The following is a 25,671-nucleotide window of genomic DNA, read 5'->3' as shown; positions in this document are numbered from 1 at the left end:
CGCCAGGGTCAAACTTCCAGGCCGGCGCGGAACTGGCCCCACTTGAGCACCGAGTTCACGCCAATCGACAGGAACGGCTGTGGCGGGGTCTTGTTCGGGCCAGGGGACGACAGCAGGAAGTCGATGTGTTCGTTGCGCTCGCCGGCCAGCCAGTCGGCCAGCAGCTTGCCGGTGGCGGTGCCACGGGTGATGCCCAGGCCATTGCAGCACAGCGCGCCGTACACGTTCGGCGCCAGTTGGCCGAAGAAGCCTTCGTGGTTTTCCGACAGGCAGATGGCGCCGCTCCAGGAGTATTCGAACTCGACGTTGCCGAGCATCGGGAAGCGCCGCTCGAACGATTTGCGGTGGGTGGGCAAATGGCTTTGCAGGGCGTTGGCCCGTGGACGGCCGTCGGGGTAGAAGTTGAAGCTGTTGCGAATCAGGATGCGGTTGTCGACGGTGCGGCGCACGGTGCTGCCGAACGGGTGCGCAGGAATCACGCCCCACACCGGCTGGCCACCCAGGCGGGCCTGTTCCTCGTCGGTCAGCGGGCGGCTGAGGCTGGCATACAGGAAGGTGGGCAGCAGGCGGCCCTTGAGGAAGCCGAAGGCCGAGGCGAAGCCATTGTTGGCCAGAATCAGCTTATCGGTGACGATGGTGCCGCGGTCGTGTACCAGGGTGATCTTCTCGCCCTGGTCGATCGAGGTGATCGGCGTGTGCTCGTACAGGGTAACGTTGGCCGGCAGGTGCTCGGCCAGGCCCTTGACCAGTGCCGAGGGCTGCAGCAGCAGGGTGCCGGGGATGTGCAGGGCCTTCTTGTAGTACGACGTGCCGATGTGCGCCGGCAGGTCCTGCTCGTCGATCAGGGTGGAGCTGCAGCCGATCTTCTCCAGGCCGCTGCGGTAGGCTTCGAGAATGGCGATGCCCTTGGCACCGACGGCGGCCTGGTATTTGCCCGAGTCCGACATCTGGCAGTCGATGCCGTTGCGCTCGACGATACCGCGCAGGTAGTCCTGGCCGAGGGTGTTCAGGCGCAGGATCTTGGTGGCGGTGGTGACGTCGCCGATGTAGTCCTTGGCGCCGATGTCGTGGGGCACGTCAATGGCGAAACCGGCATTGCGCCCAGCCGAGCCAAAGCCGACTTCCTGGGCCTCGACCAGCACGATTTCTTCATCAGGGAAGTTCAGCGCCATCTGCCGTGCGGCGGCCAAGCCGGTCAGGCCTGCGCCAACGATGGTCCAGCGCGCTTCCTTGCGGCCCGAATGGCCTGGGCGCGGCGTGCGCTTGGGGCTGGTGTGGTACCAACCAGGACGGGCGTCATCGCCAGGCAACGAAGTTACTTTTTGCATTTATTTACTCCGGTTTACGATCAGGCTCGCTTGCATGTCGCGGTGGCTCAGCGGCCCTCGGGTGCGACACTTTGTCATTGTCTAACGCCGTTATACAAATTGTCTACTATTCCTTGTGCGGGCCGACGTACAGAAAAATCGTTAAGCGCTGAATTATTTAGCGTGCCGTTGTATCTGATCCCATAGAGCCATCAGTTACAGGGACACGGGCATGAAACCTCGCAAGAAAAGCGTCAAGCCAATCGGCTTGAAAGACATCACCATCGTCGACGACGCCAAGATGAAGAAGGCGATTACCGCGGCGGCGCTGGGCAATGCCATGGAATGGTTCGACTTCGGCGTCTACGGCTTCGTCGCCTATGCCCTGGGCAAGGTGTTCTTCCCCAACGCCGACCCCAGCGTGCAGATGATCGCGGCGCTGGCGACCTTCTCGGTGCCGTTCCTGATCCGCCCGTTGGGCGGGCTGTTCTTCGGTGCCTTGGGCGACCGCTTCGGCCGCCAGAAAATCCTGGCGGCAACCATCGTGATCATGTCCCTTAGCACCTTCGCCATTGGCCTGATACCGTCCTACGCCTCGATCGGCATCTGGGCGCCGATCCTGCTGTTGCTGGCGAAAATGGCCCAGGGCTTCTCGGTGGGCGGGGAGTACACCGGCGCCTCGATCTTCGTTGCCGAATACGCCCCGGACCGCAAGCGCGGCTTTCTCGGCAGCTGGCTGGACTTCGGCTCGATAGCAGGCTTCGTGCTGGGTGCCGGCGTGGTGGTGCTGATTTCCACCCTGCTCGGCGAGGAAAAATTCCTTGAGTGGGGCTGGCGCCTGCCGTTCTTCCTGGCCTTGCCGCTGGGCATCATCGGCCTGTACCTGCGCCATGCGCTGGAGGAAACCCCGGCGTTCCAGCAGCATGTGGACAAGCTGGAGCAGGGTGACCGCGAAGGCTTGGCGTCAGGCCCCAAGGTGTCGTTCAAGGAGGTGGCCACCCAGCACTGGCGCAGCCTGGTGACCTGCATTGGCGTGGTGATCGCCACCAACGTCACCTACTACATGCTGCTCACCTACATGCCCAGCTACCTGTCGCACAACCTGCACTACAGCGAAGACCATGGCGTGTTGATCATCATCGCGATCATGGTCGGCATGCTGTTCGTGCAGCCGATCATCGGCCTGTTGAGTGATAAATATGGCCGCCGGCCGTTCATCATGGTGGGCAGCATCGGCTTGTTCGCCCTGGCCATTCCGGCGTTCATGCTGATCAACAGTGGTGCGCTGGGGCTGATTTTCTCTGGTTTGCTGATCATTGCCGTGCTGCTGAACTTCTTCATCGGCGTGATGGCCTCGACCCTGCCGGCGATGTTCCCCACCCACATTCGCTACAGCGCCCTGGCCAGTGCGTTCAACATCTCGGTGCTGATCGCAGGGCTTACCCCAACCCTGGCTGCCTGGCTGGTGGAGAGCAGCGGCAACCTGTACATGCCGGCCTACTACCTGATGGTGATTGCCGCCATCGGCCTGGTCACCGGGCTGACCATGAAGGAAACCGCCAACAAGCCCCTGCGCGGCGCCGCGCCAGCGGCTTCGGACATCGAAGAGGCGCGTGAGCTGCTGCAGGAACACCACGACAACATCGAGCAGAAGATCGAGGACATCGATGCGCAGATCGCCGAGCTTGAGGCCAAGCGCAAGCTGCTGGTGCAGCAGCACCCGCGCATCGAGTGAGGCGGGGCTTCAGCGTGGCAGTTGGCGGGCCAGGGTGTTCTGGATAGTGCGTTCCACCACATCCACCAGCACCATGGTCTGGTGATCCACCTCGATGTTGAGCAAGGCACCTGCCGGGTAGCGGGCAAAGGTGGTCTGGCGCAGGGTTTCCGGAATCAGGTTGATGGTCACCACGTTGTCGTCGACGTCGGCCACGGTCAGGCTGCAGCCGTTGACCCCGAGAAAGCCGCGCGGGAACACGTACTTGCCCCATTCAGGCGGCATGCGGAACTTGATGTAGGCCCCGGTTTCCTTGATCGACAGCTCCACCACCTCGGCGGTGCAGGCAATGTGGCCGGCCATGAGGTGGCCGCCGACTTCCGCGTTCATTTTTGCCGAGCGCTCGATGTTGACGCCTTGGCCGGGCTGGAAGAAGCGCAGGTTGGTGCGTTCCAGGGTGGCGGTCATGGCGTCGAAGCGCACCTCGCTGCCGTGGATTTCGGTGACCGACAGGCACGTGCCTTCGACGCTGACGCTGGCGCCGATCTTCAGCTCGTCGAGCAGGTCTGGGGTGAGGTCGATGGTGAACTGGTTGTGGCCCGGGTAGGTGGTCACAGCCAGAAGAGGGCGCACGGCCTGGACGATGCCGGTGTACATGGGTTGCTCCTGGGCACGAATGGAAAACCCAGGAACGCTATGCCCGTAGGGCTGCAAATGCAAGCAGCCTGTACCGGCCCTACAGGGTTTGCGCCAACCTGGTAGGAGCGAGCGCAGCTCGCGATGGGGCGCGCAGCGGCCCCAGGTTCGCAGCTTCGCAGCACAGAGCGCCGGGGCTGCCGTGCAGCCCATCGCGAGCTGCGCTCGCTCCTACCAAGGCCACCGCCAACAGGTGAAGAGTGTTTAGAACTTCAACTGCCATTGCCCAACGATGGCATGGTTGCGGCTATTGCTGCCCAACTCCCCGCTATACCCCACGCCAATGGTCTGGCGCGCACTCAGCCCCAGGTCCACCCCGGCCTCGACCAGCAAGCTGTCGCGGTCAATTGCACTGCCTTCGACACTGAACGCATCGCCCCCGGCGATGAACGCCTGGCGTGTGCGGGTATCGACGTTGCCATAGGTGTGCCGCCAGCCCAGGGTCGCCCGTGGTGTCAGGCTCATGCCGTTGGCCAGTTGCCCCAGGTGCGCCAGGCGCACGCCGAAGGTGCTGCTAACGTTGTCCTGGGTATCGGCATCCACCGCCAGTGCCGCGTCACCGCCTTGCTCGCGGTAGCTGTCGCGGTGGTAGCGCTGGTAACCCAGGTTGGCGAACGGCTCGGCGCTCAGGCGGCCGCTGCCCATGGCATAGCCCAGCTCGACGAAGGCCTGCTGGCTGTCGGCGTCGTAGTCGCCCTTGAGCCGTTCGTTGAAGCCTTCGAACGCCACCTGGCGCTTGCTGTCGCCATCATGGCGGCTATAGGCCGCGCCCAGGCGCAGGGCCAGTGGGCCGCTCTGGTGCTGGGCATACACGCCGGCGTGCCAGCTGCGCACGGCGCCGTCCAGGCCGGTGCTGTCCAGGCGTGTGCGCGAGTAGCCACCGAGCACGCCCAGGCGCCAGTCGCCGCCCAGCGCCCAGTCCAGCCCCAGCACGCCACCGCCGGTGCGCTGCTCCAGGGCGCTGGCGCCATGGCTGCCATCGACCTTGCCATAGCTGCCCAGGGCTTGCGCCCAGACGCGCCCCTGGGCATTCGGATCGTTCAGGTTACGCGCCTCGCGGGGCACGCCGGTGGCCGCCAGGGCAGGGCCGTCTTCGTCGTTCATGCCCACCAGCAGGGCGCCGCTGCTGCCCATCGCCTGCATGGCGCCGAGCATGGTGGTGCCGACCTGGCTGCTGCCAGCCAGGGTGGCCGCCGCCAGGTTGGCGGTGTTGTTGGCCGACAGTTGCTCGATGGCACTGCCTGCGCCAGCGGTGCTGGTGCCCAGTACCGCGTTGTACAGGTTGCTGTTCTGCCCCAGGCTCGCCAGGCTGCGGGCGGCGCCCGCACCGCTGGCCGATTGTGCGTACTGGGCGAAGGCCACGTCGTTGCGGGTGTAGTCCAGGCCCACCGAGGTGCTGGCGTAGCTCAGGGTTGGGGTGAGGAAGGCGTAGTCGCTGGTGACCTGGGCGAAGGTGCCGTTGACCGCGCCGGCAGTCAGCACGGTGTAGTGGCTCTGCCAAGGGTACTCACCGGCGCTGGGCTGCACGCGCAGCGTAGCGCCATTGAGGTTGGCGGTGCCGCTGACGTTGATCGGCGCGCTGCTGCCGTCGGCGTTCACACCGTATACCAGGCTGGCGCCCTGGCCGAAGCTGAGGTCACCGTTGACCTTGGCAACGCCCAGGCCGGTGTTGGTCAGCAGCGTGCCATTCACCTGCAGGCCGCCTACCGAACCGCCGCCGGCATAGGTCGCGCCTTGCTCGACAAGCATCTGGCCGAGGATGCTGCCCTGGTTGACCAGGGTGGCGCCTGCGGTAACCACACCGCCCTGGCTGAAGTCGTCGACGCTGCTCAGGGTCCAGCTGCCGCCGCTGACGCGCAGGGTTTCGAAGTTGGCGCTGTTGCCGAAGGTGCCGGTGCCGTTCAGGGTCACGCTGTCGATGCCGTCGCCGCCATCGACCAGGCCATTGAACACGCCGCCGGTTTCCACCACCAGGGTGTCGTTGCCCGCGCCCATGCTCAGGGCCAGGCCGTTGCCGCCGCTGATGGTGCCGCTGTTGACCACGGTGTCGGCGAAGTTGCCGATCAGCTTGATACCGAAGCCGTTGTCGCCCTCGATGCGCCCGGCGTTGGTGATACTGGTTGCGCCCACCCCGGAGCCCTCGGCACCGTCGTCCACCAAGATGCCGTTGTCGACGCTGCGGATCACGCCCGTGCTGGTGTTGATCACGGTGCCGCCGCCCATGGCGATGCCTTCGCTGCCGTTCGGCCGGCCGCCGCTGTCCACGCCCTTGGCGCCCATGCCCTGGATGGTGCCGGCGTTGTACACGTAGCCGATGTTGTCGATGTCCACGCCATCGCCGTCGCCGTTGATCTTGCCCTCGGCGATGGCGCCAGTGATGGTGCCCCAGTTGTACACCGTGCCGCTGCCGTCGGAGCCGAAGCCCGAGCCGTTGCGCCCGGTAATGCTGGCGCCGGCGTAGTTGTACAGGGTGGCGTCGGTTTTCAGGTCGATGCCGTGGCGGTCGGCACTGATGGTGCCGTAGTTGTACACGGTCACGTTGGTGGAAGTGCCGATCTTGATGCCGTCCCACTTCTGGTCCAGGCCGTCCTTGTCCTGGGGCGCGGTGTCGGTGTAGATCAGCCCGTAGTTGGTGATGGTGGCGTTGGAGCCGGTCTTGATTGCGTCGTTGCCCACCGCGTGGATCACGCCGCTGGCCTGGTTCACCAGGGTGGTGGTGAAGGCCGGGTTGTTCAGGGTTTCCAGGTCGATGGCCTGGCCTTCGACGGTGGATTCGATGGTGCCGGCATTGACGATGCTCAGGCTGCCACCGGCAGTGGGGTTGGTCTGGAAGCGCAGGCCGTCGTTGGTGCCCTGGATCAGCGCGCCCGCCTGGTTGGTGATCACGTAGTGGCTGAGGTCTTCGCCTTCATCCTTGGTGTCGATGCCGCGGCCGTCGGTGGAGCGGATGATGCCGGCGTTGTCGACGGTGAGGGTGGCGCCGCTGGTGTGCTTGGGCAGAATCACGCCGTCGTCGTCGCTGGCAACGATGCTGCCGTTCGCGGTGACCTTGAGGGTATCGGACTTCTTCAGCTCCAGGGTGTTGCTGGTGGCGCTGTCGATCAGGTAGTCCTTGGCCAGGGCGGCGGGGGCGAAAGCGGCGCAGGCCAGTGCGATGCACAGGGCCAGGCGGTTGGGCGTGAAATGCATTGGGCGACCATGAGTTCTTGTTCAGGGGCGCTCAATATGGCTATTCGATATTACGGTTTTATTGAAAGCTCGGGTGTGGCTGTGCCGGCCCTTTCGCGTTGTAGGAGCGGGCTTGCCCCGCGAAAGGGCCGGCACAGGCCTCACACATGCCCGCTACTGCTCACAATCCTCAAGCACAGCGCTTCATAAGGGTCCAGGTTCACCGTCAGCCGTCCATCCTCGGTCAGGTCGCCTTCGACCGTCTCGTTGATCATGTCCACCACCGGCCCTGGGGTGAACCCGGCCAGTTGCAGCTCCTCGGCGATCACCGCCTGGCTGAAGTTCAGCGCGCTGATCTGAATGCCGCGCCCGGCCGGCAGTTCATGCACCATCACCAGCAGCCCTGGGCTGGACACCTCGGGCACCAGCACCTGGCGGCTGGTGGCGATGCCATAGGCCTGGCGCACGGCCAGCAGCTTCTTCACCTGGCTGGCAAAGGACGCCGGGTCGTCCAGCTGGCTGTCGAGGCTGCCGTACAGCGCCCGGGCCCGCGGCATGCCGCGCAGCGAGGCCTCGGCCTCGGGGGCCAGCCCGGCCAGGTCGTAGCCGCCGCGGTGAATCCAGCGGGTATCGCCGTCGGCCATGCGTTCGGCCACTGCCTCGGCCGCCAAGGGCAGGGCGCCGACCAGGTCCCAGCCGGACAACGCCACCACGCCTGGCTGCATGGCGTTGTACATCACCAGCAGCAGGTGCACCTTCTGGATCAGCGCGATGTCCTGCGCGCTGATCTGCGCCAGGTCGCGGATGCCCAGCGCTGCGGTGATCAGGCTGGCGGTGGTACAGGCAATGCCATTGGTGACGAAGCGCAGGTTGTAGGGGGCATGCTCGCCGGAAAGGCGCTCGTAGACTTCCTCGCGAATGTGTTCGCGCAGAATGCTGCCGGGCAGGGTCTGGCCCTTGTACAGGTACATGTCGTGGGCGTGCAGGGTCCAGAAGTGCACCAGCTCCACGGTCAATTCGTCGTGGTTCTGCAGGGCGTGAATCAACGACGCTGGGTCGATGCCGAAGGCGTGCATTTCCTTGAGCATCAGGCGCAGGAACTCGGTGTCGCCGGTCAGCAAGGCATGCTGGTAGGCCGGGCGGGTGATGAAGTCATAGGACAGGTCGGCGCCGCCTTTGGACATCTGCGCGATGTCGTCCAGGGTCAGGTTCAGTTCCTGGAAGCTGAACCCGCCGGCCTTGCGGATCATGCCGCCGATCAGTTGGTTGCCGACGATCGACAGCGGGTGGCTTTCCGACCAGGCGCTGCCGCTGGCGCGGGTTTCCACGCCGAGAAAACCGTTGGCGTCCAGGCGCAGGCCGCGCGCGCCCAGGCAGTCCAGTGCGTGCAGGGCATCGCCAATGATCATCTGCTGGGCGGCGAAGCTTGGGTCGAGCCAGTTCAGCGACGGCTGGCCTTCCTTGAAATAGTGCAGGTACACCCAGCGCCGGGTCTTGCCATCTACCCCGGTGATCGGCCCGGTGGCGCTCCAGTCGGTTTCCTTGACCCCCGGTTCGAAGAAGATCACCCGCTGCAGTTGGCCGACGATGTAGTGGCGCAGCTTGAGCTCGTCGCACAGCGCCGGTGCCAGGTTGACCGCATCGCGGCCCGGGGGCACATCCGGCAGCAGCGGCCAGTCTTCCTCGCGGATTTCGACCATGTGGTAGAGCCCTGGGTAGGCACCATGGGCGAGTTCCGCCAGGCGGAAATCAGCGCCCTTGCCGGTGTGCGAAGGGATCAGGTCGTCGATGGTCACGGCATTGTGCGCGGCGGCCAGGCGGCTCATGTGCACCAGCTCCTGCTCGGTGCCGTAGAGCGGGTCGATGTCGAAGCTGATGCGGTCGAAGTTGCCGTCGATGCTGGGGGTGAAGTCACGCCCGCGCACGCCGCCGGACTGCTTGATGGGCCCGGTGTGAATACCTTGTACGCCGATGTCCGACAGGCGCTTCCACAGTGCCTCGTGGCCCAGGGCGGCCAGTACCGAGCTGCCTTCGGGGGCGATGATCGCGTCGGGGTACACGGTCAGCCACACCGAGGCGATCTCGGTGGCCCGGCGCGGCTGGGCTTCGGCGTAGGGGTTCTGCCACAGGCGCGATTGGCCGGAATACAGGCGGGCCCGCTCCTGGGAAGCCTTGAGCATCGAACGGTCTTCGAGCCATTTGAGGTATGACGGGTCGGGTTGGGTCATTTCGCGTCCTCTCTGCGTGGCGACACCGGCCCAAGTTATGACGGCATCGCGCGCAGATCGTTCGGCGTGGATTGCCTATGCCACCCCATCGTAGGAGCGAGCGTAGCTCGCGATGCGATCTGGCAGGGGCACCATGGCCCAAGGCCTCAACTCGCCTGTAACACCGCATCGCGAGCTGCGCTCGCTCCTACCAGGCCAGCGCAAGCCTTAACTGGCCTGGCGCGTTGCTTGCCAGCACAGCAGCGAACCCACGGTTACCAGCACCGCCCCCTGCCAGAATTGCCACCCCAACTGCGCCCCCAGCCACGCCGCCGCGAACGCCGACGACAGCACGGGCGCGGAATAGGACGCGGTGGCCAGCAACGTCAGGTTGCCGCGCAGGATGCCGATGTTCCACAACGCATACCCCGCCGCCAGCCCCAATGCGGCGGCCACCAGTTCCAGGCCATGCGCCAGGGTGAATGGCGGCAGCGTTTCGCTGCTGATCCAGTACTTCACCCACAACACCGCCGCCGTCAGCAGGAAGAACAGCACCACATGGCTTTGCCCATTGGCATAGCGCCGGGTCACGTTGCAGTAAAGCGCGAAGGTGATCGCGCAGGCCGCTGCCAGGCTGTAGCTCAGCGGGTTGGAGGCCACATTGCTGACGATGCTGTGCAGCGACAACCCGTCAGTGCTCACTACCCAGAGAATCCCCAGCAACGCCACCAATGTGCCCGGCACGATGAGCCAGCGCGCAGGCTGGCGGTTCATGAAGATCGCCAGCAGCACGGTCAGGCTTGGCCACAGGTAGTTGACCACGCCCAGCTGGATGGCCTGGGGGCGGCTGACGGCAAAGCCCAGTGCCAGGGACAGGCAGATCTCGTAGGCGACGAACAGTATCGAGCCGGTCACCAGGTAGAAGGGCGAGGCATGGCGCAGGCGTGGGCGGCCCAACAGCAGCACCAGCAGGCTGGCACCCAGGGTGTAGATCAGTGCGGCGCCGCCAATGGGGCCAAAGTATTCGCTGACACTGCGAATCAGGCCGCTGGCCGTGCTCCACAGCAAGATCGCCGCCAGGCCACAGGCGGTCGCGGCGGGGCCGCTGGTAATACGCATTGCAGATTCTCGGTTGGCAAAAGGGCCGGCGAGTGTAGCGCTTGCCGGCTGCTGCAGGAGAACAAATCAGCGCCGAGCCGAAAGCTGCTGGGGGGCGAGGAAGGCATCGTGGAAATAGGTGCGCAGCGCCTGCATCGCCGGGCTGAACGTGCGCTCACGGTGCCAGGCCAGGCCGACGCTCATGGGCGTCACCGGGTCGCTGATGGTCACCGTTTCGATGCGCTTGCCTTCCAGCGACCAGGGCCTGTGCACCAGGTCGGAAAGAATCGCCACGCCACTGCCGTTGGCCACCATGCTGCGCACCGCTTCCACCGAGCTTGTGCGCACCCGCACATTGGGCCGCTGGCCGGCCTGTTCCCAGTAGCGCATGGCGCTCTGTTCGGCTTCATCCACGGTCAGCAAGATGAACGGCTGCTGCGCCACGTCGGCCAGGCTTACCGCCGAACGCTCGCACAACGGGTGGTGGCCGGGCAGCCACAGCCGGCGTTCGGAGTTGAACAGGGTTTCGGAGACGATGTCCGGGTGGGTGAGGTTGGCGGTGAGCACCACGGCCATGTCGAAACGCCCCTGCAAAAGGCCTTGCTCGATGGCGCTGCGCTCCTGCTCGCGCACTTGCACGGTCACGTCCGGGTGCCAGTGTTCCAGGCGCTGCAGGTGGTGCGGCAGGAAATAGCCCAGCACGGTATAGCTCGCCGCCAGGCGCAGCAGGCCGCTGGCGCGCACGTCGGGCAGTGGGCTGTTCAGCGCATCGTCGACGCTGCGCAGGATCACATAGGCGCGGTTGAGAAAGTGCCGCCCGGCCTCGGTCAGGCTCATGCCCTGGGCCGAGCGCTGGAACAGCAGCACGCCGAGCATCGCTTCCAGTTCCTTGATGGCGGTGGTCACGGCCGACTGGGAAATGTTCAGGTGAATCGCCGCCTGGGAAATCTGGCCGATCTCGGCGGTGGCGACGAAGTAACGCACCTGGCGCAGGGTCAAAGACACAGTTAACTCCCAGGTATCTGTTTTTCCGAAGACACCTTATCTGTTTATAAATCTTCCCAAGGGGTGGCGATGAATCTAACGTGACTTGCAAGCACTCACAAGCCAGGAGAACAACGATGCAGGCGGTGGATTTCAACTCGGACATGGGCGAAGGCTTCGGCCCCTGGACCATCGGTGACGGCGTCGATCATGAGCTGATGGCCTACATCAGCTCGGCCAACATCGCCACCGGCTTCCATGCCGGTGACCCAGGCACCATGCGCCGCACTGTCGAACGGGCCAAGGCGCTGGGCGTGGGCGTCGGTGCCCACCCAGGCTTTCGCGACCTGGTTGGCTTCGGGCGCCGGCATATCAATGCCCCGGCCCAGGAACTGGTCGACGACATGCTCTACCAGCTTGGCGCCCTGCGCGAAATCGCCCGGGCCCAGGGCGTGCGGTTGCAGCACATCAAGCCCCACGGCGCGCTGTACATGCACCTGGCACGTGATGAGGAAGCCGCCCAGTTGCTGGTGCAGAACCTGCAAGTGATCGAGCCGCAATTGCTGCTGTATTGCATGCCCGGTTCGGTGATCTGCCGCGTGGCCCAGGCACTGGGGCAACCGGTGGTGCGCGAGTTCTACGCCGACCGCGAGTACGACCTCAGTGGCTCGATCGTGTTTACCCGCAATGTGCGTGGCCACGAGCCCCAGCGGGTTGCCGAGCGCGTCCTGCGCGCCTGCCGTGAAGGCCTGGTGCGCACGGTGCAAGGGCAGGACCTGGCCATCGAGTTCGACTCCATCTGCCTGCACAGCGACACCCCAGGCGCCCTGGGCCTGGTCGAGGCAACCCGCGCCGCGCTCGATGGCGCGGGTATCGTGGTGCGTGCGCCGCGCTGAGTTGCAACGGCCAGCGGCGCGCAGATGCCGTTGGCCCAATGTTTTTTTGCCTGCCTTTCGATAACGATTCCAAAAAAAGGAGCAGACATGGTCGAGTCCCTGGCCAGCACCCCGATCCGCTACAGCTTCGGTGCCGACGAGCACCTGTTCGCCGAGGTCAGCGACAGCATGTCGTTGCAGGCCTTCTTCAAGGGCATGGCGGTGACCCGCGCCGTCGAGCGCCTGGCGCTCGATGGCGTGTTGGACATCTGCCTGGCCAACGCCTCGTTCCAGGTGCGTTTCGACCCCGACCGGATCGCCCCCGACGTGCTGCTTGCGGCCGTGCGCGGGGCCGAGGCCCAGGCGGTGGCCGAGCGTTCGCTGAGCACGCGGATCATCGAGATACCGGTGTTGTACAACGACCCCTGGACCCATGAAACGCTGATGCGCTTTCGCGACCGCCACCAGGACCCGGGCAGCACCGACCTTGAGTACGCGGCGCGCATCAACGGCCTGGCCGATGTCGATGCGTTCATCGCCGCGCACAGCGGGGCGCCGTGGTTCGTGTCGATGGTCGGCTTCGTGGCCGGCTTGCCGTTCATGTTCCAGATGGTCGAGCGCGAGCGGCAGCTGCAGGTGCCCAAGTATTTGCGCCCACGCACCGACACCCCCAAGCTGACCTTGGGCCACGGCGGTTGCTTCGGTTGCATCTATTCGGTTCGTGGGGCTGGCGGCTACCAGATGTTCGGCGTCACCCCGGCGCCCATCTACGACCCGCAGCAGGGCCTGGCCTACCTCAAGGAACACATGGTGTTCTTCCGCCCGGGCGATATCGTGCAGTTCAGGCCCATCGACCGCCAGGCCTATGACCAGGCGGTGGCGGAGGTGGAGGACGGGCGCTTCGACCTGCGCATTCGCCCGGTGGAATTTTCCCTGGATGCTTTTCTCGCCGACCCGGTCGGCTACCCCAGGACGCTGCAGGAGGTACTGGCATGATCAAGGTCATCAAACCCGGGCTGGCCAGCTCGGTGCAGGATTTGGGCCGCGAAGGCTATTACCACCTGGGCATCCCGCCGTCTGGCGCCTTGGACCAGTATGCGCTGCGCGCGGCCAACCAGCTGGTCGGCAACCCGCCGGGCGCCGCCGGCCTGGAATGCACCCTGGTGGGGCCGGAGCTTGAGTTCCAGCAGCAAGCGCTGGTGGCTGTGTGTGGCGCCCAGATGCCGGTGTTGCTCGATGGCCGCGAGCAGCGCCCGGATACCGCCTTCGCAGTGCGCGCCGGCCAGGTGCTGCGCTTTGGTTTTCCCACGGCGGGTGCGCGGGCCTATCTGGCGGTGGCCGGTGGCATCGATGTGCCGCGAGTGCTCGGCAGCCGCTCGACCTATGCGCTGGGTGCGCTCGGTGGCCTGCAGGGGCGCAAGCTGGTGGCGGGCGATGTGCTGCCGGTGGGGGTGCCGAGTGGCCGTACCCGTGCCGGGGCCAGCCTGCCGATGGCCCTGCGCCAGGCGCTGGGTGGCGAGGTGGTGCTGCGGGTGGTGCCTGGGCTGTATTTCCATCGCCTGAGCGAGGCCGCCTCGAAAAGCTTCTTCACCGATGCCTGGACGGTGGGCTCGGAGGCCGACCGCATCGGCTACCGCTACAAAGGGGGCAGCGCGCTGAGCTTCCAGCCGCGCGAACAGCCGTTTGGCGCAGGCTCCGACCCGTCCAACATCGTCGACAGTTGCTACCCGATCGGCTCGATCCAGGTGCCGGCTGGGCTGGAGCCGATCATCCTGCACCGTGATGCAGTGTCGGGTGGGGGCTATGCGATGATCGGCACGGTGATCAGCGCCGACCTGGACTTGATCGGGCAGATGCAGCCGAACCAGCAGGCGCGCTTTCTGGCGGTGAGCCTGGAGCAGGCGCTGGAGGCGCGGCGGTCGTACAAGAAGAAGCTGGGGTTTTTGGGCAGGTTGTTTAGTTGAGCGAATAGCTGTACCGGCGCCTTTCGTGCCGAGGGTGGGCGCCGACCTGGTAGGAGCGAGCGTAGCTCGCGATGGGGCGCGCAGCGGCCCCGGGTTGTCTGCCTGGCGGCACATGATGTTAGGGCTGCTTTGCAACCCATCGCGAGCTACGCTCGCTCCTACCAGGCCGGCGCAAACCCCGGCGCGATAGGGCCGGTACAGGGGGCTTCATGACCCGCGCTGGGTAATCCGTTTGCCCATCAGCCCCCCCACCTCCAGCGCCTGCCCATCGCGCTGCTTGCCCTGGCGCGCCAACCCTTCAAGCTGGGGAATCAACATCCCCTCCGGCAAATGCCGCCAGAACCGCCCCGGCATGTGCAGGCGCAGGGCGTCCGGGTTCAGCCGCGCCGGGTTGAAGGTATGCCGGTAGTAGGTACGCCAAAGCTCAGCCCCCGGGTCGTCGGCATTGCGCGCCCATTGCCGCCAGTCTTCCGGGCAGTGGCGCCGGTAATCGAACACCTGGCCATCGAAGCGGATGCCGTCGCGCGGCGTCGCAATCAACCAGCGCTGGCGCCCCAGGCGGTCGGCGAAGTGCGCGCTGGCGCTGTACAGGATGTCGTGGGCCGGTTCGTGGTAGGCCACCAGGTCCAGGTTCAACTGGCTGGCCAATGCCTCGGGCAGGGGCACGAAGCGCACGAAAGCATGCAGGTGGTGTGCCTCGCGGCTGACCTGCTTGATGCGCCGTTGCAGCTCGCTGCCCAGGCGGTCACCGGCCAGCATCGCCGTGCGGTCGCCGTGGGCCACGCGCCAGAGCACTTCGTACAGCAGGTTCCAGCGTTGTTCGCCGTGGTAGCGAGCGGCCTGCTCCAGCTGCGTCAACAGGGCTGCCGGCACCTTGGCACGAAACGGCCCAGGCCCCTCCGGCAGCGGCGTGGGTAAGGCCAGCAGGTCGTCGATAGGGCCTTGCGCCCAGGTTACCTGGGCGGGGTCGATGCCATGGCCGAGCAGGGTACGGGCCTGGTCGCGCCAGGTGGCGAACAGGTCGTCGCAGTCGAGCGCGATCATCCCCACAGCCCCATTTGCACCGGCGCCTGTGGCTCGCGCAGGCGTGCCCGCAGCAGGCCGCTGCGCAGCTCACCGTCGGCTGGGCGGTAGTCGCTGGTGACGATGAACGGCCGGGCCTTGTCCAGCACGCAGCGCAGCTGGATCAGGTCGTCATAGCGCACTCGCCGCTCCCGGCGCAGTTCCACCAGGCGCTGCACGCTGCGCAGGCCGATGCCGGGTATGCGCGCCAGCAGCGCCGGTTCTGCGCGGTTGACGTCCAGTGGAAATACCTCGCGGTTGGCCAGGGCCCAGGCCAGTTTGGGGTCGATGTCCAAGGCCAGGTTGCCACTTTGGCCGAGCAGTTCGCCGGCCTTGTAGCCATAGCCACGCAGGAGGAAATCCGCCTGGTACAGGCGGTGCTCGCGCAGCAGCGGCGGGGCGGCCAGGGGCACGCTGCCGGGGCTGTCGGGGATGGGGCTGAACGCCGAATAGTACACGCGCTTGAGGCCATAGCCCTGGTACAGCGATTCGGCGTTGCGCAGCAGGGTGCTGTCGTCGGTGGCGTCGGCACCGACGATCACCTGGGTGCTTTGCCCGGCCGGAGTGAAGCGCGGTGCTCTTGGCTCACCGGCCACGGCCAGTTGGCCCTGTTGGATCACGCCCATGGCCTGGCGGATGGTGTGGGCCTGTTTTTCCGGGGCCAGGCGCTTGAGGCTGGCGTCGGTGGGCAGCTCGATGTTGACGCTCAGGCGGTCGGCCAGGCGGCCGGCCTCTTCGATCAGCAAGGGGTCGGCATCCGGGATGGTCTTGAGGTGGATGTAGCCGCGGAAGTTGTGTTCTTCGCGCAGCAGCCGCGCCACGCGGATCAGTTGCTCCATGGTGTAGTCGGCCGAGCGGATGATGCCCGAGCTCAGGAACAACCCGCTGATGCAATTGCGCCGGTAGAAATCCAGGGTCAGGCGCACCACTTCCTCGGGGCTGAAGCGCGCCCGCGGCACGTTGCTGGAGCGGCGGTTGACGCAATACTGGCAGTCGTACAGGCAGAAATTGGTCAGCAGTACCTTCAGTAACGAGACGCAGCGGCCATCCGGCGTGTAGCTGTGGCAAATGCCCATGCCATTGGTGGCGCCCAGGCCGTCGCTGCCGCGCGAGTTGCGCTTGGGTGCCCCACTGCTGGCGCAGGAAGCGTCGTACTTGGCGGCGTCGGCGAGGATGCCGAGTTTGGCGATGAGCTGCATGGCGGTGTCTCGTGATACTGACTATTCATACAGTATTTTGAGTTTGGGCCGATTGCAAGCCTAGCCGACAGCCCGTGCGGGTCATGTTCCGGAACCCTGCACCGCCAGCTGTAGATTCCCTGGCCCATCGGCCCAGGCAAAGTGATAAACACGGCGCGGCGCAGTTGGCTGGCAGCGGCCGTTGTCAGCCCCGGCACCCACCACGTACCACTCAGCGCGCGAGGTATCGCCCAGCTTGCGCGCCTGTTCGGCGTTGAAGCAGCGGCCCAGTTCGGTGGCCGGAATCAGGGCGTAGGCCGTTGGGTGCTGGCGCAGCCAGTACACTGCGGCATCGGCGTTGGGCTGGCCGGTGAAGCCGAAGTGCACGATCGGTTGGCGGGCGAACAGCCAGTGGCCTTCGCGCCAGTTGATCAGTACCAGCTCGGCGCCGCCGGTGGCGCGGGCTGCTTCGCTCATCAGGGTGTCGTGGGGGTTGCGGCCTTCTTTCAAAGGCTCGGCCCAGCCCCGGACGAACCACAGGCAGAACCACACCATGGCCACCGCGGTGAATGCCTTGCGCCAGCCTGGCCGGCGCTGGAACCAGCGCTTGAGCAGCCACGGCAGCAACGGCGCAATGGCCAGTACCAGACCGGGCAGGGCCGGGAAAATGTAGATTTTGCGTTTGCCGCTACTGAGGGTGAAGAACAGCAGCACCAGTGCCACCCAGCCGAGCAGCAGCAGGGTACGCCCGTCGCGCTTGCGCAGTTGCTGGCGCCAGGCCGGCAGCAGCCACGGCAGGGCGAAGATCAGCGGCAGCCAGTATTGCGGGATGACCTTGACGAAGAAGTACCAGAACGGCTCGCGGTGGTCCCAGGCGTTGGCGTAGCGGCTGGCCGTCTGGCGCAGCAGGATTTCCTTCAGGTAAGCCAGCTCGGCGGCGCCGCCGCCCTGGGCAATCGACACCAGCAATGGCACCAGCCACACCGCGCAGCCGGCCAGCAGCCACACTACCCCCAGGCTCCAGCGCCAGCCCTGGCCGGGCAGGGCTACCACGCCACGCCAGCGCTGGCGCACGGCAAAGGCATAGGGCAGCAGCATCAGCGCTGGCAAGAAGCCAACGCCCTTGCTGATGATGCCCAGGCCCATGGCCAGGCATGCCGCGTAGAACCAGCCCCAGGCAGGCCCCAGCAGCAGGTGGCGGACCATGCCATAGAAGCCCAGCGCCACCCACAGGCACAGGAAACTGTCGATCTGCCCGGTACGCAGGATGCTGTAGCTCTGGTAGGTGGCCAGGAACAGCAGCGCGGCGATCACCCCGATGCGCCGGTTCCACAAGCGCCGCCCAAGGTCGTGCAGCACCCAGGTGAGGGTCGCTGCCGACAGCAGGCCTGGCAGGAACAGGGCCACCTTGGGCGAGCCGGTCAGGTAACTGAACAGGGCCACGGTCCACATGAACAGCGGCGGCTTGTCGCCGTAGATCTCCGCCGCCCGGTGGGGGATGAACCAGTTGCCGCTCTGCAGCATCTCCAGAGCGACGCCGAGGAAGCGTTCTTCGTCGACGTTCATCGGCTGGCGCCAGCCAATCCCCGCGCCCACCAACACCAGGGCGAGGGCGATCAGGGCCAGGCGCTCGGCGCCAACGGACTTGAACCTGGGTACGCTCATTGTTTCTGTTCCTTGCAGCGTGCAATCAGCTGCAGGTTGCGCAGGTAAACCAGCAGGCCGAACGACTGGCCGATGATGAACACCGGGTCCTGGCGGTAGATGGCGTAGACCAGCAGCAGGGCGCTGCCCAGCATGCTCAGGTACCAGAAGCCCACCGGGATCACGCTGCGGCGCTTGAACTCGCTGTACAGCCACTGCAGCACGAAGCGGCCAGTGAACACGGCTTGGCCGGCGAAGCCGATGATCAGCCAGAGGGTTTCGCGGGTCATCCTTCGAACTCCTGCGGGCGGGTGTCCAGGCGCGTGCGGCGGATCAGCCACCACACCCCGACCAGGTCGAGAATGCCGACCAGGGCGCGGTCCAGGTTGCCGTACTTGGACACGCCGGCGTGGCGTGGGCGGTGGTTGACCGGGTGCACCAGCATGCGCCCGTTGTGGCGCAGGATCAGGGCCGGGATGAAGCGGTGCATGTGGTCGAAGTAGGGCAGGCGCAGGAACGCCGCCCGCTCGATCAGCTTCAGGCCGCAGCCGGTGTCCGGGGTGTTGTCCTTGAGCAGGCGGCGGCGCAGGCCGTTGGCCAGGCGCGAAGCCCAGCGCTTGCTGGCGGTGTCGCGGCGGTTGACCCGGTGCCCGGCCACCAATTGGATACCACCGCCCAGGTCCTGGCCGCCACGCACCAGGGCGAGCATGCCGGGGATATCGGCCGGGTCGTTCTGGCCGTCGCCATCCAGGGTTGCCAGCCAGCGGCCGCGCGCGGCCTCGGCAGCGTGCCACAGCGACGTGCTCTGGCCCAGTGAGCGGTCGTGACGCAGGATGCGCAACTGGCTGAAGCCGTGCTGCTTGAGCTGGCGCAGGACCTGCAGGGTGTGGTCGCTGCTGCCGTCGTCGACCACCAGCACTTCATAGGCTTCGTCGGCCAGCGCCGTGCGGATTTCCATCAGCAGCGCCGGCAGGTTTTCGACCTCGTTCTTGGCGGGGATCAGTACCGAGAGGTCAAGGGGGTCTGTCATTGAGGCTACCTGTGTGCTTGTAGTCATTGCGATTGTTCAAACCCGGTAGAAGTCCCGGTACCAGCCAACGAAGGCCGCGACGCCCTGTTCCAGCGAGGTGTTGGGTGAAAAGCCGATCCAGCGTTCCAGCGAGGCAACGTCTGCCCAGGTTTCCAGCACGTCGCCGGCTTGCAGGGGCAGGTATTCGCGCTGGGCCTTGATGCCCAGGGCATCCTCCAGGCACTCGACGAAGTGCAGCAGCCGCACCGGTTGGCCGCGGCCGATGTTGAACAGCTGGCACGGTGGTTTGCCGGCCTCTGGCCGGGGCGGTTTCAGGCGCAGGCGCAGCAGGCTTTCGACGATGTCGTCGATGTAGGTGAAGTCGCGGCCCATGTGGCCGTGGTTGTAGACCTGGATCGGCCGGCCGGCGAGGATCGCCTGGGTGAACTTGAACAACGCCATGTCGGGGCGGCCCCAGGGGCCGTAGGCGGTGAAGAAGCGCAGGCCGGTGACGGGCAGCTGGTACAGGTGCGCATAGCTGTGGGCCATCAGTTCATTGGCGCGCTTGCTGGCGGCATACAGCGATACCGGCTGCTCGGCCGGGTCGTCGACGCTGAACGGCAACTTGGCGTTGGCCCCGTAGACCGAACTGCTGGAGGCATAGACCAGGTGCCGGGGTGGCCGTTGGCGGCAGGCTTCCAGTAGGTTGAGGAAACCGACCAGGTTGGCCTGGCCGTAGGTGCCGGGGTTGTCCAGTGAATAACGTACCCCGGCCTGGGCTGCCAGGTGGATCACTTCGCTGAAGGCCTCGCCTGCGAACAGCTGATGCAGTTCGTCGGGGTTGGCGATGTCGAGGGTGTGGAAGCGGAAATTGCGAAAGCCAAGCAGCTGCTGCAGGCGCGCAAGCTTGAGCTCGACGCTGTAGTAGGTATTGAGGTTGTCGACCCCGACCACCTCGATGCCCGCTTCGCACAGGCGCCGCGCCAGGTGGAAACCAATGAAACCGGCTGCACCGGTGATCAGCACGGGCATCGGATGCGCCCCGCCAGGGCCAGGCGCGCTGCCTTGGAGCCGTTACTGTAGACCGTGACCTTCATTCAGCAGCTCCATGGTTCGAATCTGGAAAGCTGAAAAAAAATGTCACATGGTTGTTTAGATTTTGTTACCTGGGTTTGCTTTAGTGCGCATCGCGAGCTGCGCTCGCTCCTACGGGATGGGCGCAGGGATTGGTTCTGGGTAGGAGCGAGCGCAGCTCGCGATGCGCCACGAACGTGGCGCAAATGCAGAAGGGGCGCCCTGATGGCGCCCCTTCCGTTTACTGCTTAGGCTTCAGCGTCCCACGGACGGTCGCCTTTTTCATCCTTCACGCGGGTTGGCAGGCCCATCACGTCCAGCGCCTTGAGGAACGGCTCGGCTGGCAGCTCCTCGACGTTGACCATGCGCTTGGCATCCCACTCGCCACGGGCGACCAGCAGGGCTGCCGCCACCGGCGGTACGCCTGCGGTGTAGGAAATGCCCTGGCTGTCGGTTTCGGCGTAGGCCTCTTCGTGGTCGGCCACGTTGTAGATGAACACTTCGCGTGGCTGGCCATCCTTGGTGCCCTTGACCAGGTCACCGATGCAGGTCTTGCCGGTGTAGCCAGGGGCCAGCGAAGCCGGGTCGGGCAGTACGGCCTTGACCACTTTCAGCGGCACCACTTCCAGGCCTTCGGCGGTTTTCACCGGCTGCTCGCTGAGCAGGCCCAGGTTCTTCAGCACGGTGAACACGTTGATGTAGTGCTCGCCGAAGCTCATCCAGAAACGCACGTTCGGCACGTTGAGGTTCTTCGAAATCGAATGCACCTCGTCGTGGCCGGTCAGGTACAGGTTCTGCGAACCCACCACCGGCAGGTCATCGGTACGCTTGACCTCGAACATGGTGTTGCTGGTCCACTGGCTGTTCTGCCAGCTCCACACTTGCCCGGTGAACTCGCGGAAGTTGATTTCCGGGTCGAAGTTGGTGGCGAAGTACTTGCCATGCGAGCCGGCATTGACGTCGAGAATGTCGATCGAATCAATGCGGTCGAAGTATTGCTGCTGCGCAAGTTTTGCGTAGCTGTTCACCACACCCGGGTCGAAGCCGACACCGAGAATGGCGGTAATGTTCTTTTCCTGGCACTCTTCGAGGTGTTTCCACTCGTAGTTGCCGTACCACGGCGGGGTCTCGCAGATCTTGCCCGGCTCTTCGTGGATTGCGGTGTCCAGGTAGGCGACACTGGTATCGATGCAGGCACGCAGCACCGACATGTTGAGGAAGGCGGAACCTACGTTGATCACGATCTGCGATTCGGTTTCGCGGATCAGTGCCTTGGTCGCCTCGACATCGAGGGCGTTGAGCGCGAAGGCCTGGATGTCGGCGGGTACCTTGAGGCTACCCTTGGCCTGGACGCTGTCGATGATGGCCTGGCATTTGGAGATGTTCCGTGACGCGATAGCGATACGACCCAGTTCGTCGTTGTGCTGCGCGCACTTGTGGGCCACCACCTTGGCGACACCTCCTGCACCAATGATAAGAACGTTCTTCTTCAATTTACCTTTCGCTCCTTACTTTGAAAGCCTGTCTTACGACAGGCTGGAAACGTAGTCTTCGAAACCGAAATCGCGAACCACCTCGACGCTGCCGTCGAGCTGCTTGACCACGATCGATGGCATCTTCAGACCGTTGAACCAGTTTTTCTTGACCATGGTGTAGCCGGCCGTGTCGATGAACGACAGGCGATCACCGATGGCCAGCGGACGATCGAATTGATACTCGCCGAAGATGTCACCGGCCAGGCACGACTTGCCGCAGACCATGTAGGTGTGCTCGCCGTCGTTGGGGGCCATCTTGGCATTGAGGCGGTAGATCAGCAGGTCGAGCAGGTGCGCCTCGATCGAGCTGTCGACCACGGCCAGGTGCTTGCCGTTGTACAGGGTGTCGAGCACGGTCACTTCCAGCGAGGCGCTGTTGGTGATGGCGGCTTCGCCCGGCTCCAGGTAAACCTGCACGCCGTACTTTTCCGAGAAGGCTTTCAGGCGCGCGCAGAAGGCGTCCAGCGCATAGCCTTCACCGGTGAAGTGGATGCCGCCACCGAGGCTGACCCACTGAACCTTGTGCAGCAGGTGGCCGAAGCGCTCTTCGATGTGCGTGAGCATCTGGTCGAACAGGCTGAAGTCGCCGTTCTCGCAGTTGTTGTGGAACATGAAGCCGGAGATCTGCTCGATCACCTGCTCGATCTTGGCCGGGTCCCATTCGCCCAGGCGGCTGAACGGGCGGGCCGGGTCGGCCAGCAGGTAGTCGGAGCTGCTGACTTGCGGGTTCACGCGCAAGCCGCGCACCTTGCCTTCGGACTGTTCGGCGAAGCGTTGCAGCTGGCCGATCGAGTTGAAGATGATCTTGTCGCAGTTCTCGAGCATTTCCTCGATTTCGTCATCGGCCCAGGCCACGCTGTAGGCGTGGGTTTCGCCGGCGAATTTCTGGCGGCCGAGCTTGAGCTCGAACAGCGAGGACGAAGTGGTGCCGTCCATGTACTGCTGCATCAGGTCGAATACCGACCAGGTCGCGAAGCACTTGAGGGCGAGCAGCGCCTTGGCACCGGAGTGTTCACGCACGTAGGCGATCTTCTCCATGTTGCCGAGCAGCTTGGTTTTGTCGATGAGGTAGTACGGCGTTTTGATCATTTAAAGGCCCCCGGCCAGGCCGGCCAAAAAAAGGACACGCATTGTGCCTTCACTTGCCGCAGATCGAAAGTGCGCGAGGCGTATTTCGTAAAGGTTACGGCGCGTTGTTGGGTTTAGTAGTACAGGGACAAAGGCACAGGCAGATGACAGCCTGACCAATGGCGATGGACGGGCGCCGCTTGCGCGGCGCTTCGCGAGCTGTGCTCGCTCCTACCGGGGGAGGGGTGCTGGGCGGGTAGGAGCGAGCGTAGCTCGCGATGGGGCCATCAGCCCAGGGCGGGAGTGCGCGGCGGGATCACCCGGCGGGAACCGGTCGCTTCGAAGGCGGCGGCAAAGCTCAGCAGCGCATTGTCGCTGTAGGCCTTGCCGGCGAAGGTCAGGCCCACGGGCATGCCGATATCGGCCATTACACCCATTGGCACGGTCACCGTCGGCACGCCCAGGTGGCGGATCGCCAGGTTGCCGTTGGCCACCCAGATGCCGTTGCTCCAGGCGATGTCGGCCGAGGCCGGGTTGACGTCGGCATCGGCCGGGCCCACGTCGGCCACGGTTGGGAACAGCACCGCGTCCAGGCCTTGGGCGTCCATCCAGTCTTCCAAGTCAAGCTTGCGGGTTTGCTCAAGGCCACGCAGGCCGTCGGGCAGGGTTTCGATCTGGTCCCAGGTCTTCAGGCCGCGCTTGGCCATGTTGACGTATTCGTCCATGCCGGCGGCCAGGTCGTCCTCACGGTTGGGCAGGGTGCCCGGGTCGTGGGGGAAGATCTGCGGGCCATCGACATCGGCCAGGCGGTTGAGCGCGGGGTCGTCGTTGGCCCGCAGGAAGTCGTCGAAGCCCCAGCCCGACAGCTCCCACAGCTCATCGTGCAGGAAGGCCTTGCTGACGATGCCGCGGTTGTACACGGTGGGGGCACCAGGGCGGTCGCCTTCGCAGTTGGACACCAGCGGGAAGTCCACTTCCAGCACTTCGGCGCCGGCGGCTTCCAGGGCCTGGCGGGCCTGCTTCCACAGCTCGATGACGCTGGCGCGGGTGTTGATGCGCTGGCCAGTCGGGCCGCCGATGCCTGGCTTTTCCGAGGTGCCGGCTTCGGTGTCGGCATTGATGTACATGCGCGGCACGCCGAAACGCTTGCCCTTCACGGCGCTGGCATCCACTGCCAGGTCCAGGTACGAGGCAGGGCGCACAGACGAAGCGGCCGGAATCGGCACCCACGGCTGCAGGCGCCACAGGTCGCCGCGTGGGTCGGCGTCGTCGGCCACCACCACGTCGAGGATTTCCAGCAGGTCGGCCATGGTTCGGGCGTAAGGCACCACCACGTCCATGGTCGGCGTCAGCGGCCAGTTGCCGCGCACCGAGATCACCCCGCGCGAAGGGGTGTAGGCGCACAGGCCGTTGTTCGAGGCAGGGCCTCGGCCGCTCGACCAGGTTTCCTCGGCCAGGCCGAAGGCGCTGAAGCTGGCCGCAGTGGCGGTGCCGGCGCCGTTCGACGAGCCGGAGGCGAACGGTGCGGTCAGGTAGTTGGCGTTGTACGGGCTTTCGGCACGGCCATAAACGCCACGCTGCATGCCACCATTGGCCATCGGCGGCATGTTGGTCTTGCCCAGGCACACGGCGCCGGCGGCGCGCAGGCGCTCGATGGTGAAGGCGTCGCGTTGGGCCACCAGGTTCTTGAAGGCCGGGCTGCCGGAGGCGGCGGTCAGGCCTTTGACCAGGTAGCTGTCCTTGGCGGTGTAGGGAATGCCGTCCAGCGGGCTCAGGGCCTGGCCCTTGGCGCGGCGGGCGTCGGAAGCCTCGGCTTCCTTGAGTGCTTCTGGGTTGCGCACCACCACGGCGTTCAGGGCAGTGGCGGTGCCTGCGCCATCGTAGGCGTCGATGCGCGCCAGGTAGGCCTTGACCAGCTCGACTGCCGTCGTACGGCCCGACTCGAGCGCGTCGCGCAGCTGGGCAATGGAAACCTCGGTTACCTCGATCATGCTTTCACCAAAAAATGTGCAGGTGGGGGCTAGTGCGAGGAGTGTACAAGAAGGGATGGGGGGAAGCAGGTTTGCGCGGCAGAAATGGGTTTTTGCAATGGGGCATTGATGGGGCCTGGCGGGCCGCTTCGCGCGGCAGGCCCGCCCCACCAGGAAGGGGCCGCAGCGGCCCCGATGCACTTAACCCAGGTCGGCCGCCGAATGCCGCTCCGGCACCTGGCTGGCCTCATCCCCCCAGGTACGGTTGACCCGGGTGCCGCGTTGCACCGCTGGCCGCTGGGCGATTGCCTCGGCCCAGCGCTGCACGTGCGGGTACTCCTCGACCGCCAGAAACTCCGCCGCGCCATACAGGTTGCCGCGCACCAGCTGGCCGTACCACGGCCATACGGCGATATCGGCAATGCTGTACTCATCGCCCCCCAGGTAGGGGCTGACGGCCAGGCGCCGTTCCAGGACGTCCAGTTGGCGCTTGGCCTCCATGGTGAAGCGGTTGATGGCGTATTCGATCTTCTCCGGCGCATACACGTAGAAGTGGCCGAAACCACCGCCCAGGTAAGGTGCCGAACCCATCTGCCAGAACAGCCAGTTCAAGGTTTCGGTGCGCGCAGCCGGGGCCTTGGGCAGGAAGGCGGCAAATTTCTCGGCCAGGTGCAGCAGGATCGAACCGGACTCGAACACCCGCACCGGCGGCTCGACGCTGCGGTCGAGCAGGGCGGGGATCTTCGAGTTGGGGTTTACCTCGACGAAGCCGCTGGAGAACTGGTCGCCATCGCCGATACGGATCAGCCAGGCGTCGTATTCGGCGCCCGAGTGGCCGAGGGCAAGCAGTTCTTCAAGCAGGATGGTGACCTTCACGCCATTGGGCGTGGCCAGGGAATACAGTTGCAGCGGGTGCTTGCCGACCGTCAGTTGCTTGTCATGGGTGGGGCCGGCGATGGGCCGGTTGATGCTGGCGAACTGGCCACCGGAGGCTGCGTCGTTACGCCAGACCTTGGGCGGGGCATAGGGGGGCTTGCTCATGCAGGAATCTCCTTGGAAAGCGCGAAAACGTTCACGTAAAGACGTGGACCTGCATCTATGCCACGGGTTCGCGCAAA

20 protein-coding genes are annotated in these 25,671 nt (G+C 65.3%); 4 read left to right on the top strand and 16 right to left on the bottom strand.

Annotation, left to right across the window (positions count from 1 at the left end):
- Window positions 1–8: 8 nt before the first annotated feature.
- On the bottom strand, window positions 9–1,328 hold the full coding sequence (locus tag F3J45_RS11710; protein ID WP_167062101.1) for an FAD-binding oxidoreductase: 1,320 nt from the start codon (window positions 1,326–1,328) through the stop codon (window positions 9–11).
- Window positions 1,329–1,539: 211 nt separating this feature from the next.
- Here F3J45_RS11710 and proP point away from each other — a divergent pair, with 211 nt between their 5' ends.
- The gene (proP, locus tag F3J45_RS11705) at window positions 1,540–3,042 is read left to right on the top strand and encodes a glycine betaine/L-proline transporter ProP (protein WP_167062098.1); all 1,503 of its coding nucleotides are present in this window, start codon (window positions 1,540–1,542) and stop codon (window positions 3,040–3,042) included.
- 9 nt (window positions 3,043–3,051) lie between these two features.
- On the opposite strand, the gene F3J45_RS11700 is transcribed toward proP, so the two are convergent.
- The 5 genes from F3J45_RS11700 to F3J45_RS11680 all read right to left on the bottom strand — a co-directional run bounded on the left by F3J45_RS11700 (window position 3,052) and on the right by F3J45_RS11680 (window position 11,195).
- Window positions 3,052–3,678: a riboflavin synthase subunit alpha gene (locus tag F3J45_RS11700; RefSeq protein WP_167062095.1), complete on the bottom strand. Its 627-nt coding sequence runs from the start codon at window positions 3,676–3,678 to the stop codon at window positions 3,052–3,054.
- 243 nt (window positions 3,679–3,921) lie between these two features.
- Window positions 3,922–6,906 carry an autotransporter domain-containing protein gene (locus tag F3J45_RS11695; protein WP_167062092.1) on the bottom strand — a complete coding sequence of 995 codons (2,985 nt, stop codon included), beginning with the start codon at window positions 6,904–6,906 and terminating at the stop codon, window positions 3,922–3,924.
- Window positions 6,907–7,046: 140 nt separating this feature from the next.
- Window positions 7,047–9,113, bottom strand: coding sequence for a maltose alpha-D-glucosyltransferase (treS, locus tag F3J45_RS11690; RefSeq protein ID WP_167062089.1), 2,067 nt, complete (start codon window positions 9,111–9,113; stop codon window positions 7,047–7,049).
- A gap of 207 nt (window positions 9,114–9,320) precedes the next feature.
- On the bottom strand, window positions 9,321–10,211 hold the full coding sequence (gene yddG / locus F3J45_RS11685) for an aromatic amino acid DMT transporter YddG (RefSeq protein WP_167062086.1): 891 nt from the start codon (window positions 10,209–10,211) through the stop codon (window positions 9,321–9,323).
- Between the two features lie 66 nt (window positions 10,212–10,277).
- Window positions 10,278–11,195 (bottom strand): LysR family transcriptional regulator, encoded by a 918-nt coding sequence (locus F3J45_RS11680; protein ID WP_167062064.1) that lies wholly within the window; start codon window positions 11,193–11,195, stop codon window positions 10,278–10,280.
- A gap of 116 nt (window positions 11,196–11,311) precedes the next feature.
- Here F3J45_RS11680 and F3J45_RS11675 point away from each other — a divergent pair, with 116 nt between their 5' ends.
- The 3 genes from F3J45_RS11675 to F3J45_RS11665 all read left to right on the top strand — a co-directional run bounded on the left by F3J45_RS11675 (window position 11,312) and on the right by F3J45_RS11665 (window position 14,013).
- Window positions 11,312–12,070, top strand: a complete 759-nt coding sequence (locus tag F3J45_RS11675; protein ID WP_167062061.1) for a 5-oxoprolinase subunit PxpA — start codon at window positions 11,312–11,314, stop codon at window positions 12,068–12,070.
- 87 nt (window positions 12,071–12,157) lie between these two features.
- Window positions 12,158–13,045 (top strand): allophanate hydrolase subunit 1, encoded by an 888-nt coding sequence (locus F3J45_RS11670; RefSeq protein WP_167062057.1) that lies wholly within the window; start codon window positions 12,158–12,160, stop codon window positions 13,043–13,045.
- On the top strand, window positions 13,042–14,013 hold the full coding sequence (locus F3J45_RS11665) for a biotin-dependent carboxyltransferase family protein (RefSeq protein WP_167062054.1): 972 nt from the start codon (window positions 13,042–13,044) through the stop codon (window positions 14,011–14,013). Before F3J45_RS11670 ends, F3J45_RS11665 begins: the two co-directional genes overlap by 4 nt.
- Window positions 14,014–14,220: 207 nt before the next feature.
- Here F3J45_RS11665 and F3J45_RS11660 read toward each other — a convergent pair whose 3' ends face one another.
- The 10 genes from F3J45_RS11660 to yghU all read right to left on the bottom strand — a co-directional run bounded on the left by F3J45_RS11660 (window position 14,221) and on the right by yghU (window position 25,594).
- Complete coding sequence (locus F3J45_RS11660) at window positions 14,221–15,057, bottom strand: TIGR03915 family putative DNA repair protein (protein ID WP_205300485.1); 837 nt, start codon at window positions 15,055–15,057, stop codon at window positions 14,221–14,223.
- Window positions 15,054–16,274 (bottom strand): putative DNA modification/repair radical SAM protein, encoded by a 1,221-nt coding sequence (locus F3J45_RS11655; protein ID WP_167062048.1) that lies wholly within the window; start codon window positions 16,272–16,274, stop codon window positions 15,054–15,056. Before F3J45_RS11655 ends, F3J45_RS11660 begins: the two co-directional genes overlap by 4 nt.
- Before the next feature lie 81 nt (window positions 16,275–16,355).
- A complete protein-coding gene (locus tag F3J45_RS11650; protein WP_167062045.1) occupies window positions 16,356–17,918 on the bottom strand; it encodes a glycosyltransferase family 39 protein in 1,563 nt (520 codons plus the stop codon).
- A complete protein-coding gene (locus F3J45_RS11645; protein WP_167062042.1) occupies window positions 17,915–18,187 on the bottom strand; it encodes a lipid-A-disaccharide synthase N-terminal domain-containing protein in 273 nt (90 codons plus the stop codon). The genes F3J45_RS11650 and F3J45_RS11645 overlap by 4 nt, the downstream gene beginning before the upstream one ends.
- Window positions 18,184–18,927 (bottom strand): glycosyltransferase family 2 protein, encoded by a 744-nt coding sequence (locus F3J45_RS11640; RefSeq protein WP_167062039.1) that lies wholly within the window; start codon window positions 18,925–18,927, stop codon window positions 18,184–18,186. Before F3J45_RS11640 ends, F3J45_RS11645 begins: the two co-directional genes overlap by 4 nt.
- Before the next feature lie 36 nt (window positions 18,928–18,963).
- Window positions 18,964–19,938, bottom strand: coding sequence for an NAD-dependent epimerase/dehydratase family protein (locus F3J45_RS11635; RefSeq protein WP_167062036.1), 975 nt, complete (start codon window positions 19,936–19,938; stop codon window positions 18,964–18,966).
- 290 nt (window positions 19,939–20,228) lie between these two features.
- A complete protein-coding gene (locus F3J45_RS11630; protein ID WP_167062033.1) occupies window positions 20,229–21,473 on the bottom strand; it encodes a saccharopine dehydrogenase family protein in 1,245 nt (414 codons plus the stop codon).
- A gap of 33 nt (window positions 21,474–21,506) precedes the next feature.
- Complete coding sequence (locus tag F3J45_RS11625; protein WP_167062030.1) at window positions 21,507–22,604, bottom strand: carboxynorspermidine decarboxylase; 1,098 nt, start codon at window positions 22,602–22,604, stop codon at window positions 21,507–21,509.
- A 266-nt stretch (window positions 22,605–22,870) separates the two neighbouring features.
- Entirely contained in the window at window positions 22,871–24,574 is a 1,704-nt protein-coding gene (locus tag F3J45_RS11620; protein WP_167062027.1) for an amidase, read from the bottom strand.
- A 180-nt stretch (window positions 24,575–24,754) separates the two neighbouring features.
- Complete coding sequence (gene yghU / locus F3J45_RS11615) at window positions 24,755–25,594, bottom strand: glutathione-dependent disulfide-bond oxidoreductase (protein WP_167062024.1); 840 nt, start codon at window positions 25,592–25,594, stop codon at window positions 24,755–24,757.
- Between the last annotated feature and the right edge of the window lie 77 nt (window positions 25,595–25,671).

It is taken from the genome of Pantoea sp. Ap-967, assembly GCF_011752565.1.
In the GTDB taxonomy this organism is placed as follows: Bacteria; Pseudomonadota; Gammaproteobacteria; order Pseudomonadales; family Pseudomonadaceae; genus Aquipseudomonas.
This window is presented reverse-complemented; position numbering and strand designations above follow the sequence as displayed.